A 13104-nucleotide genomic window follows, 5' to 3' on the forward strand; every position below is an offset into this window, starting at 1 on the left:
GTACTTTATGATGTCTAAGGTTCAAGATAATTCAACTTCTCCCATCATGCCACAAGGGATCATTTCTGCACAGCAACTTACACAAAAGATTGAACTTCCACATCAAACACTTACAATTTTTGAAAATTTAAATCTCAATATTCAAGCAGGCGAGCAAGTCGCAATTACAGGACGTTCAGGTTCAGGTAAATCAACATTATTGGGAATTCTTGCCACTCTAGACCAAGCCAGTTCAGGGCAATTAACCGTTTGTGGTGAATCAGTCACGCATTTAAATGAAGAACAACGCGCATTGGTACGTTTAAAACATATAGGTTTTGTTTTCCAGTCTTTTCAATTATTGCCACATCTGTCCGCACTTGAAAATGTCATGTTGCCTTTGCGTTTACAGCCAGATTTTCACTATGCCGATGCTGAACAAAAAGCACTGAAACTATTGGTAAAAGTTGGTTTGGAACGACAAAGTCAGCAAACACCTAAAGTGTTGTCAGGTGGAGAACAGCAACGCGTTGCGATTGCACGAGCGTTGATTTCAGCACCTAAAATTATTTTTGCGGACGAACCGACAGGCAATTTGGATGCACATACTGCACAAGAAATTGAACAGCTATTGTTTGAGTTAAATCAAGAAATGGGAACAACTTTAGTTTTGGTCACGCATGATGCCGATTTAGCCAAGCAATGCCAACGTCACTTTGAACTTAAAGATGGGCTATTGATTGAGCATCAACAGCATTCACACGTTGAGGCTGTCTCATGTTGAGTTTATTTAAGCCTTTATTACGACAGAGTTTTGCCAATTCAGGGATTTACTTATTAATTATCGCTTTGAGTTTGGCAATCAGTGCGACGACTGCTTTAAAGTTTAGCAATGATCAAGTGCAACAGGCAGTGACGTTACAAGCGGCAAAAATGCAAGCCGCAGATTTGGTATTAAGTGATACAAATCCAATTGAGTCGAAGTGGCTTGAGTCGGCAAATGAATTAAAATTAAAGCAGTCACATGTCACAATGCTTGGTTCAATGGCTTCGACGCATGATCAATTTGTGATGGTCAATGTCAAGGCGATTGATGGTGCATTTCCTTTGCGTGGTGATTTAAAAATTCAGCCTGCACAACAATTGCAGAAAGACGGGATTTGGCTGAGTAAACGTGCGCAAGAATTACTTAAGGTCAAGGTAGGCGATTCAGTACAAATCGCAGATGGGCATTTTAAAGTCACAGGCATCATTGCGCATGACTCGAATCAAGAACTCGGTTTTTCTGCATTTTCACCGACAGTGATCATTCACCAAGCTGACATTGCACAAACCAATGCAGTTCAAATTGGCAGTCGAATTGAATATCGGCTTTTGCTCAGTGGTGATGAATCGGCGATTGCTCAATATCAACAGCGTTTTAAACAATTTAAAGCTCAAGAAAAACAAGATACAAGTTCACAAAGTGATACACCAACCAACCAGTCTGCTCAAATGCTGCAAAATAATGCAAATGAGACTGAAGATCAAAGCAATTTAAGACTGCGCAGTGCAGAAGAGGGCAATACACGACTGCTTAAACCGATTGAAAATTTAGATACTTTTCTACAACTTGCCAATATTTTAACAATTTTACTGTGTGGTTTAGCCATTGCTTTGACCAGTCAACGTTATGTGCAACAAAACCAAGATCATATTGCTTTGTTACGTTGTGTCGGTGCGAGTAAGGGGCAAATTTTCCGAACTTACTTGGCTTTGCTTGCAGTTGTGATTTTGATTGCAATGTTGATTGGTAGTGCTTTGGGGTTGGTTTTGGGCTATTCATTATTGCAATTGATGTTGCAGATGATCCCAAGTTTGGAGTTGCAATTTTCGTTACTGCAAATGTTAATTGGTCCATTGCCGATTGCGATTTTTACCAGTGCGATTGTTTTAATTGGATTTATTTTGCCAAGCTTATGGCAGTTGCTCAATACACCACCGATTCGTGTGATTCGCCAACAAGAAAAATCCGCTCGCTCTATTGCTTTGATGATGTCATTTGGCATCATTAGTTTAATTATTTTCAGTCTAGTTCTAACGGAAAATGTCATGCTGACTGGGCTGGTGATGGGAGCCGTAATTAGCTTGACTGCTGTTTTGTATGCAGTGGTTTGGATGATCTTAAAAGCTATAAAATCAATGCGCAATCAACTGTCTGCTTATGTGCGTTCACCGTCACAAACTGCATTACAAATTACTGCTTTAGCTTTAGGTCTAAGCCTGATTACCGTTTTAGCGGTACTTAGAACGGATTTGTTAGAGCGTTGGCAACAACAATTGCCAGAAGGTACACCCAATCAATTTATTTATGGTTTGCCACCTTTTGAACTTGATGCATTTAAGCAACAATTAGCACAAGAACACTGGAAAAGTACCCCTTTATATCCCAATGTAAAAGGACGTTTAGTTGCCAAAAATGATCAGGCTTTTTCTGAAGAATTGGTGAAAAAAAGTAATTCATTGCGACGAGAATTAAACCTTACGCAGACAGATCAATATCCTGAAGATAATGTGATTGTTTCAGGTGAGGCAAAACTAAGCCAAGTTGGACAAGTGTCTGTTGAAGCAAAACTGGCTGAAGAATTAGGTATTAAAATTGGTGATCGTCTGACTTTTACTTTGCCTGAAGGACGTTTACAAGCACAAGTTGTGAACTTACGTACAGTTGAATGGCAAAGCTTTAGTCCAAATTTTTTCTTTATTTTTACACCAAAAACTTTGGATGAAAATGCAGGCAGTTATTTAGGAAGTTTTTATGTGCCGCCCACTGAAAAAACCAAAATGGTCAGTTTAATTCAACAATTTTCCAATACTGTTTTTATTGATGTTTCTTTGATTTTTGATGAAATTAAACGCTTAGTTTCAGTTTTGGTGCAAATTGTCACGGTACTGGCAGCTTTAGTCAGTCTTTCAGGTTTTTTAGTTTTGATCGCCTGTATCAATTTGTTGATGGATGAACGAAAAAGAGAAGTGGCTTTGTTACGTTCTTTTGGAAGTTCTAAACGACAACTGAAAAATATGATGAGTTTAGAGATCGGCTTGATTGGTTTATTGTCAGGACTTGTTGCTTGTATTTTTGCAGAAGTCATTAGTGCGATTGTGAGTTATCGTATGGACATGGCGGTGCAGTTGCATTGGGAGATCTGGTTAATGCTACCGCTCGTCATGGCTGTGTTATGTGCTTTGATTGGACGTTATCGTTTGAGTTATTTATCAGAGATTCCGCCTTTACAAAGTTTGCGAGAATTAAGCTGATAAATTTTTAAACTAAAGAAAAACCCATTTTGCTGTTTAGTAAAATGGGTTTTTAAATGGGAATGCGTATTTTATCTAAGGAATTTAAAAATTTAACTGACTACGCATTTGTGCTACAGCTTCTTGCCAAAGAGGAGTTAGTGGCTCAACCAAGTGTTGACAATATAAATAGAAGCTATAAGTCATCACGAGTCCAATAATTAAAATGACGAAATTCAACATTGGCTTGGCTTGTTGACGCTGAGTGAAATACCATAACAATGCCAAAACAGCACCCATGATCATGCCGCCAATATGTGCAGCATTGTTGATGCCAGACGTAAAGAAACCAAAGGCAAGGTTGACAGCTAAAATTGTTAATAGTGATTTTTTATCTAAAATAAATCTTTGCGTTGCTGTAGGGGGGAAAAGAGACAGTAAGGTTAAAGCTCCTCCTAATCCCATGACTGCGCCAGATGCACCTGCGGAAACACGAGGAATTAAGCTTGGGTCAGCATGTTGCAACAAAGCATAACTATTGCGAATATCCAGATAGCCACTGAGCAAACTACCCATCAAGCCAGCAAGTAGATATAGCCCAAGAAAATAAAATTTGCCAAAGGTTTTTTCTGCGACATCGCCAAAAATATATAATGCCCACATATTAAAGCCTAAATGCATTAAGCCAAAATGAAAAAACATGCTGCTAAATAAACGGTAGGGTTCTTCTAAAAAGGTTAAAGGTGCATAATCCGCACCCCAACGTAAGGCATCTAAAGTTGTGGGGTCAGTAATACTCACACCTGAAAGAATTTGCCAAGCAAACAAGCTCACATTGATGATAATCAGGAATAAAGTGATTTTTCCGATCGGCTGACGGGGTTCAACTTGGAAAGGTTGTTGCATTTCTGACATAACATTATATTCTGTGCATTCTTATTTATTTAAGCTTAGCATGAATTTTAAAAAATTCAGGAGTAAGGTACTGACATGAAAGCCTTTATTGTTCGAACTTTGTTAATCATTGTCAGTATTCTTATTATGATTCAACTTTGGATTTTCTCGAGTTTGGTCTATTGGCGTACGCATGATGTTGAGACGACCATGTTTATGCGTTGGACTTATTTATCAGATTTTAAACCGATTCAACATCAGTGGCGAAATTATGATGAAATTAGTGATAATTTTAAACATGCCATTGTTGCTGCGGAAGATGCTAAGTTTGTGGATCATCATGGTTTCGACTGGGATGGTATTGAAAACGCACTAGAACGCAATATGAAAAAAGAAAAAGTTGTTGCAGGTGGCTCAACCATTTCACAACAACTCGCAAAAAACTTATTCTTTTATAATCGCCGTTCATATATTCGAAAAGGACAAGAAACCATTGCAACCATTATGATGGAGCGCATGTGGTCGAAACAACGGATTTTAGAAGTCTATATGAATTCGGTTGAATTTGGCGATCATATTTATGGGGTTGAAGCTGCAACGCGACATTATTATGGCAAAAGTGCAAAAAGCTTAACACGTGAACAAGCTGCATTTTTAGCTGCTATCTTGACGAACCCGAAGTATTATCAAGAACATCCTGAAGATCGTAAGCTCAATTATCGTAAAGGACTTATTTTGAAATATATGCGCGCAACACGGATTCCTGACTAAAGATAAAAATATGTAAATAAAGTATTTTTTATGAGAGGAAAGTGCATTTTTTGCGCTTTTTTTTATGAAATTGTCACAAAATTGAAGCATACTAATAGAAAGATTTTTAAGTGCAGGCGAATTGCATGAATAGCGCAGTAAATAATACTCCAGCTGAATATACTTATAATGAACGCTATATTAACCGTGAATTATCTATTTTAGATTTTCATTTACGTGTATTAGAACAAGCGGTTGACCCTTTACATCCTTTATTGGATCGGATGAATTTTCTATTAATTTTTTCACGTAATATGGATGAGTTTTTTGAGATTCGTGTTGCTGGGGTGATGGAACAGTTAACATTAGGCAATGAAAGTCGTAGTCCTGATGGCTTAACACCAAAACAAGTTTTAGAATCTATTTCTAAAACTGCACATGCTGCGATTGAGCGTCAATATCGTATTTTAAATGAAGAAATCTTTCCAAAATTACGTGAAGAAGATATTTGTTTTCTACGCCGTGGCGAGTTAACACCAGCCCAATCAGCATGGATTAAAAAATATTTCCAAGAACAAGTAGCACCTGTTTTAACTCCAATTAGCCTCGATCCTGCGCATCCATTTCCACGCTTAGTCAATAAAAGTTTAAACTTTATTGTGACACTTGAAGGAAAAGATGCTTTCGGTCGTCAAATTGATCTTGCTGTTGTTCCTGCACCACGTTCATTGCCACGTGTAGTGCGTTTGCCTGATGAGTTAACAGGTGGAAAAGAACATTTTGTCATGTTGTCTGCCATTATTCATGAACATGTCTCTGACCTTTTTCCTGGGATGACGGCAACGGGTTGTTATCAATTCCGTGTCACACGAAATGCTGATTTGGCATTAAATGAGGATGTAGAAGACTTAGCAAAAGCATTAAAAGGTGAATTAAGCTCTCGTCGTTTTGGTCGTGCAGTGCGTCTGGAAGTCACTGAAAATTGCCCAAAACATATTTACGAATATTTGCTAGATGAGTTTGATTTAGAAGAAGAACAACTTTATAAAGTTGATGGACCTGTCAATTTGGCGCGTTTGGTTTCAAATTTTAAACGCCCACATATGCGCTATGATGCACATATTCCTGCGATTCCTAAAGTATTAAAAAAGACAGAAAATATTTTTGCAGCAATGCAAAAGCAAGACATTTTACTACATCATCCTTTTGAATCTTTTGCCCCAGTCATCAATTTATTACGTGAAGCTGCACGTGATCCACAAGTGTTAGCGATCAAACAGACCTTATACCGTAGTGGTGCAGACTCTGAAATTGTACAAGTGCTTGCTGAAGCTGCTCGTAATGGTAAAGAAGTGACCGCTGTAATTGAGTTACGTGCACGTTTTGATGAAGAGTCAAATATTGCCGTTGCAAATGTTTTGCAAGAAGCTGGGGCAGTGGTGGTTTATGGTATTGTGGGTTATAAAACCCATGCCAAAATGATTTTGGTGGTACGCCGTGAAAATAATAAACTCGTTCGTTATGTGCATTTAGGTACAGGAAATTATCATGCGACCAATGCACGTATTTATACCGATTATGGTTTGCTGACAACGGACAAAGAGCTGTGTGAAGATGTGCACCGTATTTTCCAAGAGTTAACTGGAATGGGTAAAATGGCAAAGTTGAAGAAACTTTTACATGCGCCGTTTACGTTACATACACAACTCGTTGCTTATATTGATGAAGAAATTGCCAATGCAAAAGCAGGAAAGCCTGCACAGATTATTGTTAAAGTGAATGCATTAACTGAAGTTCAGCTCATTAACAAACTTTATGAAGCATCGCAAGCTGGGGTACAAGTTGATTTAATTATTCGTTCAATTTGTTGTCTGCGTCCGGGCTTACCAAATTTATCTGAAAATATCCGTGTACGTTCAATTGTAGGGCGTTTTTTAGAGCATACGCGTGTTTATTGCTTTGGTAATAATGGCAACCCACGTATTTATTGTTCAAGTGCTGACTGGATGGATCGTAACTTATTTAATCGCGTTGAAGTTTGCTTCCCAATTGAAGATCCTGCTTTGAAAAAACGAATTTATCAACAGGGCTTACTGAACTATTTGCAAGACAATCAACAAGCATGGTTATTGCAAGGGGATGGGACATGGGTGCGCGCTGAACCGAAAGAAGGTGAAGCCTTACATAATGCACAACAAGTTTTGATTGATGCTTTTAAATAAAATTAAAGCATAAAAAATGGAGTCATAAGGCTCCATTTTTTATTACTGATATTCTATTTTTAACATAAAAATCAATTTAAAATCAGTGTAATTCAACAGCAATGATTTTCTGTAAAATTTGCACCAATACATCAAACTCACTTTGTAATGGTGTGCTTTTACGTGTGACTAAAGCAAGTGTACGAGCAGGGGCATTCTCAATAGGTCTGGTGACTAACTGATCATTGCTTTTTAACATATGCGTATGTACAGCAATTTCAGGCAATAACGTAAAACCTAAGTTTGAATTGACCATTTCTACGAGTGTAGGTAATGAGCTCGCTTTTAAACGATGATCATTTTTACGCTCGCCAATCGGGCAGGCACTTAAAGTATGGTCACGTAAACAATGACCTTCCTCTAAAAGCATCAAGTGAGAGAGATCTAAATCGTCTAATGAGCGTGCATTGAGAGCATTTTGATCTGCTTTGTTGCAAACTAAAAATAAACTCTCTTTTGCAATCTCTGCGACTTTTAAACCGCGAGTATCAAAAGGTAGAGCCAACATGATCATGTCCAAATTACCATGTTCAAGTTTTTCTACAATTTTTTCACTCTGAGCTTCATGCAAATGCAATTGAATTTTTGGTAGTTGCTTATGCACTTCCTCTAACAATTGTGAAAGAATAAAAGGCGCAATTGTTGGAATAATGCCAAGATGCAAATCACCTGTGAGAGGCTCACTCATTTCACGACTCAAACGCATTAAGTCTTGAGCATCGGCGAGTAGAACACGGGCTCGAGCGACAACTTGTTCACCTAGAGGGGTTAAACGTACATTTTGGCGATCACGTTCAACGAGTACGCCACCCAATAAACGCTCTAACTCCATGATTCCACCTGAAAGGGTAGATTGAGTTACAAACGAACGGCGCGCTGCTTCAGTAAAGTGCAACGTCTCAGACAGTGTTACTAGATATGACAGCTGTCTTAGGGATGGTAATGCAGCCATAGTGTCCTAATGTTTATGATTTAAAGTGATGCGCAAATAAACCACTAAGCTGGGGAATAAAGTGCGGTGGTATATCATGCCCCATTCCTTGAATTAATTCAAACTTAGCGCCTTCAATTGCTTTTGCTACTGCTCGTCCATGACTTGGAGGAAGTAAACGGTCACATGAACCATGTACAACGAGTGTTGGCTTTTGGATTTGTTTATCCAATTTAAGCAATGAACCTGTACATAATATTGCTAAAAACTGTTGAAGTACACCCGCAGGGTGATAACTACGTTGATATAATTTGCGAGCTGTCTGCATTGCTTCGACTTGATTTAAATAACCAGGTGAACCAATCGTCTTAAAAACTTTCAGAGAGTGATTAATAATACCTTCTTCATCATGTGATTCAGGTTTACCTATTAGACTAAAGAGTTGCTTTGGAAATGGTGGCGGAAGTAAAGGCTGATTATTGCTGGTAAATAATAAACCAATTTTTTCAATTTTTTCAGGATATTTTGCTGCTAAAATTTGTGCAATCATCCCACCCATCGAAGCGCCAATAATGTTGATTTTTTCCAGTCCTAAGCGCTCAATGAGTAAAGCAGCATCGTCTGCCATATCAAATAAATTATAGGGCGCTCCTTGATTTTGTAAACCAAAAGCAAAACGCCCCATCATTTTCATGGTATTTAAACGCGGACCTTTATGGAGAACTTTAGAGGACAAACCAATATCTCGATTATCAAAACGAATGACTTGATAACCTTGATCAATCAGTGATTTACAAAAAAAATCAGGCCAAAACAGCATTTGCGCACCCAAACCCATAATCAGCAAAATTGTGGGATGCTCTGGATTTCCCCCCATTTCGACATGCAACTGTATTCCATTGCCTAAGTCGACTTTGGTTTCTTGCATAAAGGATGTGTAAGGAGAGCTTTGTAGTTGGAGTGCGCTATTCATTTTTTATTTTCCTAAAAAGGATATTTGAAAAATATCCTTTTGTATTTAAGCGTTTTTAAACTGAAGCTGGGATCAGGTCAGGTACGAGTTTGGTTAATGCTAAACGTTGTTTACCCGCAGTTGCGCCTAAAAGCACAAAGCCACGTAAAGTACCCTCAGTATCTGTAGCTTTTGATAACATACCATCATCAAACTCTTCATTGTCCCAAGTGACTTCAACATCTACAGGTGCAGGCAAAACAGTAAGCGGCGCAGCAGGGGTTTTTACAGCCACAGGCATCGCTGGATAATGTACATTGGTTGTTTGACCGCTTAGGGTTTTTGCTAATGCACGTGCTTGTTGCATTAATGGCATGACATATGGAAGTAAGCTACCATTGACTTCTGCACAGTCACCAATTGCATAGATATCAGCTTGATTGGTTTCAAGAAGTGTGTTGGTAATCACGCCACGACTGGTTGCAATATTGGCAGTTTGAGCAAGATTTAGATTAGGTTGTAAGCCAATTGCAGATAACACGACATCAGCAGCAAGAGATTGACCATTTGCTAAAGAAATAACATAACCACGATCAGCTTTTGAAACTTTTTCAACCGTCGTGCCTAATGCAAATTTGATGCCTGATTCTTCAAGATTTTGTTTAAATGCGTTTGCTACATGACTTGGCAATAAACGACCTAAAGGTTGAGCAGCTAAGTCAATCACTGTAACTTGATGCCCTGTATTTTGTAAGTCATTGGCAAATTCACAGCCAATTAAGCCCGCACCTAAAATAACGACACGTTTATCAGCACAGTCACCTGTTGCACAATTGTCTAAGCTTTCACGGAATGCACGATAATCAATCAAAGAGTTTACAACATGAATATCATCACTGCCATCACCTGCAATCGCAAGACGAATAGGATTTGCACCGACAGCTAAAATGAGCTTTGAGTACGCTTGAATAGAGGTTTCTCCATCTTTTTCAAGCGTGAGTTGGTGTTTTTCTGCATCAATTGATTTAACCCACGTTTCTTTTTCGATCCGCATATTGAGTTGTGTTGCCATTTTTTCAGCATCACCTAAACCAATTTGATCAGGTGCTTTTTTTCCAACAAGCGCATTGGAAAGGGTTGGTTTTGCATAATTCACCGCATCATCTGCGCAAATCATCACAAGCTCTTGTTCTGTGCTTAATTTACGGAATTCTCTTGCTAGGGTATAACCTGCCATTCCTGAACCTACGATGACGACTGGTTGCATATGATTCTCCATCCTATTTTAATATTATCAATAATGTAAAAAAGACCATGTGGACATGGTCTTTTCATGTAACGATTATACTTCTACCATTTCGAAGTCAGCTTTAGAAACACCACAGTCAGGGCATGTCCAATCATCAGGAATATCTTCCCATTTTGTACCTGCTGCGATGCCATCTTGCGGCCATCCTTCTGCTTCGTCATAAATCCAACCGCAAACGATGCATTGATATTTTTTCATCTAACTCTCCAAAATCTGACAGATGGCGTATGTATGCTGTCAGTCAAAAATCTTGCTACTACATTGACTCTAGTGATATGCATTGCAATAGGTACATATTCAAATAAATTTTTACGCAGTTCAATAACGAATGTAAAGTAAATATTGGAGTTTACCCAACTAATTGCAAAGCTGAATGGCAGAGTAGGACAAAAGCAATGTTGTTTGGGCAAATTTATAGCATGATTGTCTGACAAAATACTTATGAGCATCAGATTTTTAATATTTTTTTAATCATTTCTTGTTTTAATTTAATTTTTTTAAAGATAATAAATATCTATTTAAAAAATTGGATTTGTAAATAGCCTAAGTATGTCTATAAAAAATTGGAAAATTCTCATTTTAGACCAAGGTCTAAGAGTGTTTTTCTGTATTTTTTATTATAATAATATTCAACTAAAATATAGCTAATATTTATTAAATAAATGGTATGAGTAAATTCAATAACTTACAAAAATAGATTTTATTTTCATTGTGTTAGTTGCTTTTAAAAAAGTAGGGTTCAGGCTAGAATATCAGCATTATTTCATTTTACAGTCTCCCTTTATGAACAAGTCTACAGCTTTGTGGTCTCACATTCGTACTGTCCAAGATTTTCCAAAACCTGGAATTTGTTTTTATGATTTAACACCACTATTCATGAAAAATCTTGAAGCTTTGACTGATGCATTAGTTGCAAGTATTCCAGAAGCGCAATTGGCTGAAGTAGATAGCTTTGTTGCTGTAGAAGCACGTGGGTTTGTATTGGCAAGTTTATTGGCACAACGTACAGGCAAAGGTTTGTTATTAGTACGTAAAGCTGGAAAATTACCACCTCCTGTGGTTGGAGTGGGCTATAGCTTAGAATATGGTTTGGATCGCTTGGAAATGTCAGCAGATATTCAGCCACAAAAAGTGATGATTGTTGATGACGTTTTAGCAACTGGCGGAACACTAAAAGCCGTAAAACAACTGATGGCAAAATGTAATCATACGGTGTTAGGTGCCAGTATTTTCCTAGATCTAAAAGGTTTACATGGTGATTTAGGTTTAAATATTTGGTCTGTTTTAGATGAGCAATCTAAACCAGAAGTTGCTGCTTAAGTAAAAGAATCAAAAAATTAAAGCCTTGTAAAGATTGTTTTACAAGGCTTTTTTTATATAGAAAAGGTTTTTTGCATATATTCAAGCATGCGATTTAAGTTTTCGGGTAGTGCCAAACGATGATGCCCACCTTGCATCATTTCAACGTGCATATAGGATTCAAGTATGCTTGATGTTTGATACATATCTAAAATTTCATCGCCTAATTCAATATAAGCTGTTTGTGGAATGTCATGTTCTAAATCATGTTCTGTAATCGGATGATAGTCTGTACGAAAGTCAGGTCGTAGACTTGGATTGGCAATAATGGCAGGAATACGAAATAACTGTGACATTTTCAAAGCCCAATAGCCACCTAAACTATGACCAATAATAATTTTAGGTTGAATTTTTTGAATAATATCTTGATATAAATGTGCCACGGTATCGTAATTTAAATTACGATAATCAATATCAATACAGTATTTTTGTGCTGCATCTAAAGCATGGAATTTGGTTGAATCTCGTGAAGAATCCAATCCATGCATAAATAATATTTTTGACATATACATATTCTTTTATCAGTTAAAACTGTCTTTATTCGCAAAGATAGGTGGATTATATAGATAGTTTACTTTTCAACTATTTCTTGAATTATTGTACGCATCATGTTTAAAAAAAATAGTTAGATTTTGGTCTAAGACAGATTTTTAAAGCTTTCTATTTGGGAGAATGCTTGGTTGTTTATTAATCTGGGCATACTAATAATATAGGTTGCTCTGCTTTAAAGCTTGATGGAACTCCATTTTCATTAAAGGGTTGAAATTGTGAAGAAATTAATTCTTTGTAAATCAGTTGATTTAGCATAGAATTGGGAGATGGATTGAGTAAATCAACATAATTTACTTGACCATTTGCATGCATATAAAGCTGTGTGTTAAAGGTATAACTACGATTTTTATGAATAACTGCACTTTCATAGTTTGCATCATTTGGCTGAAGTTTGCACAGTCTTGCTGAGGCATCTGCTAAGCGTTGAAAACGGGGTTGTTTTTTCCAAGCAATGCCTTGAGGAAAACGTATATTTAGGTGATAAACAGGCAAAGATTGAATTGTTGGGTCATTATTTGCATTTTTATTTTCGCTTTGATTTAAGTTTTCGAGTTTTTCATAAGTATAGTTTTGAGCAAGTTCGGAAGCTCGTTGATTTAAAACTGTCCATTTGGGGCTAGGGTTCAATAAAGTATAAGTAATCGTTTTTTCCTGAGTATTTAGCGTGAGTTCAAATTGCCAAATATAATTTTGTGTATCTAAATTGGTATGTTCAATGATTTTTAAAGTACGTATATTCGGCTCAGAAGAAAGTGTTTGAGTGTGGTTATCGTGTTCAGTAGCAAAACTAAATGAACAAAAAGAAAAGAGTAAAATGAGAATAAAATTGAATTTTAACATA

The 13104-nt window shown here is 37.2% G+C and carries 12 protein-coding genes; 5 read left to right on the top strand and 7 right to left on the bottom strand.

The window, feature by feature from the left end:
* Positions 1–10: 10 nt before the first annotated feature.
* Positions 11–763: an ABC transporter ATP-binding protein gene (locus HX005_RS13315; RefSeq protein ID WP_286377721.1), complete on the top strand. Its 753-nt coding sequence runs from the start codon at positions 11–13 to the stop codon at positions 761–763.
* Positions 757–3276 (top strand): ABC transporter permease, encoded by a 2520-nt coding sequence (locus HX005_RS13320; RefSeq protein ID WP_286377722.1) that lies wholly within the window; start codon positions 757–759, stop codon positions 3274–3276. Before HX005_RS13315 ends, HX005_RS13320 begins: the two co-directional genes overlap by 7 nt.
* Positions 3277–3360: 84 nt before the next feature.
* On the opposite strand, the gene HX005_RS13325 is transcribed toward HX005_RS13320, so the two are convergent.
* Positions 3361–4170 carry a rhomboid family intramembrane serine protease gene (locus HX005_RS13325; protein ID WP_107007809.1) on the bottom strand — a complete coding sequence of 270 codons (810 nt, stop codon included), beginning with the start codon at positions 4168–4170 and terminating at the stop codon, positions 3361–3363.
* Positions 4171–4245: 75 nt separating this feature from the next.
* Here HX005_RS13325 and mtgA point away from each other — a divergent pair, with 75 nt between their 5' ends.
* Both mtgA and ppk1 read left to right on the top strand, forming a co-directional pair.
* Positions 4246–4920, top strand: a complete 675-nt coding sequence (mtgA, locus tag HX005_RS13330) for a monofunctional biosynthetic peptidoglycan transglycosylase (protein WP_107007808.1) — start codon at positions 4246–4248, stop codon at positions 4918–4920.
* Positions 4921–5045: 125 nt separating this feature from the next.
* A complete protein-coding gene (gene ppk1, locus HX005_RS13335; RefSeq protein ID WP_286377723.1) occupies positions 5046–7121 on the top strand; it encodes a polyphosphate kinase 1 in 2076 nt (691 codons plus the stop codon).
* Positions 7122–7203: 82 nt separating this feature from the next.
* On the opposite strand, the gene oxyR is transcribed toward ppk1, so the two are convergent.
* From oxyR to rubA, 4 genes are all read right to left on the bottom strand, one after another.
* On the bottom strand, positions 7204–8112 hold the full coding sequence (oxyR, locus tag HX005_RS13340) for a LysR family transcriptional regulator OxyR (protein WP_107007806.1): 909 nt from the start codon (positions 8110–8112) through the stop codon (positions 7204–7206).
* 13 nt (positions 8113–8125) lie between these two features.
* A complete protein-coding gene (estB, locus tag HX005_RS13345; protein ID WP_286377724.1) occupies positions 8126–9064 on the bottom strand; it encodes an esterase EstB in 939 nt (312 codons plus the stop codon).
* A gap of 55 nt (positions 9065–9119) precedes the next feature.
* Complete coding sequence (locus HX005_RS13350) at positions 9120–10310, bottom strand: NAD(P)/FAD-dependent oxidoreductase (RefSeq protein ID WP_107007804.1); 1191 nt, start codon at positions 10308–10310, stop codon at positions 9120–9122.
* Between the two features lie 75 nt (positions 10311–10385).
* A complete protein-coding gene (gene rubA, locus HX005_RS13355) occupies positions 10386–10550 on the bottom strand; it encodes a rubredoxin RubA (protein WP_065994895.1) in 165 nt (54 codons plus the stop codon).
* A gap of 585 nt (positions 10551–11135) precedes the next feature.
* On the opposite strand from rubA, the gene HX005_RS13360 reads away from it, so the two are divergent.
* Entirely contained in the window at positions 11136–11672 is a 537-nt protein-coding gene (locus tag HX005_RS13360) for an adenine phosphoribosyltransferase (protein ID WP_286377725.1), read from the top strand.
* Between the two features lie 53 nt (positions 11673–11725).
* Here the strand turns inward: HX005_RS13360 and HX005_RS13365 are convergent, their stop codons facing one another.
* Together HX005_RS13365 and HX005_RS13370 are read right to left on the bottom strand one after the other, a co-directional pair.
* Positions 11726–12217, bottom strand: a complete 492-nt coding sequence (locus HX005_RS13365) for a YqiA/YcfP family alpha/beta fold hydrolase (protein WP_107007802.1) — start codon at positions 12215–12217, stop codon at positions 11726–11728.
* Positions 12218–12398: 181 nt separating this feature from the next.
* Positions 12399–13103 carry a hypothetical protein gene (locus tag HX005_RS13370; protein ID WP_286377726.1) on the bottom strand — a complete coding sequence of 235 codons (705 nt, stop codon included), beginning with the start codon at positions 13101–13103 and terminating at the stop codon, positions 12399–12401.
* Between the last annotated feature and the right edge of the window lies 1 nt (position 13104).

This window comes from Acinetobacter sp. R933-2 (assembly GCF_030325485.1).
GTDB classification, from domain to species: domain Bacteria; phylum Pseudomonadota; class Gammaproteobacteria; order Pseudomonadales; family Moraxellaceae; genus Acinetobacter; species Acinetobacter sichuanensis.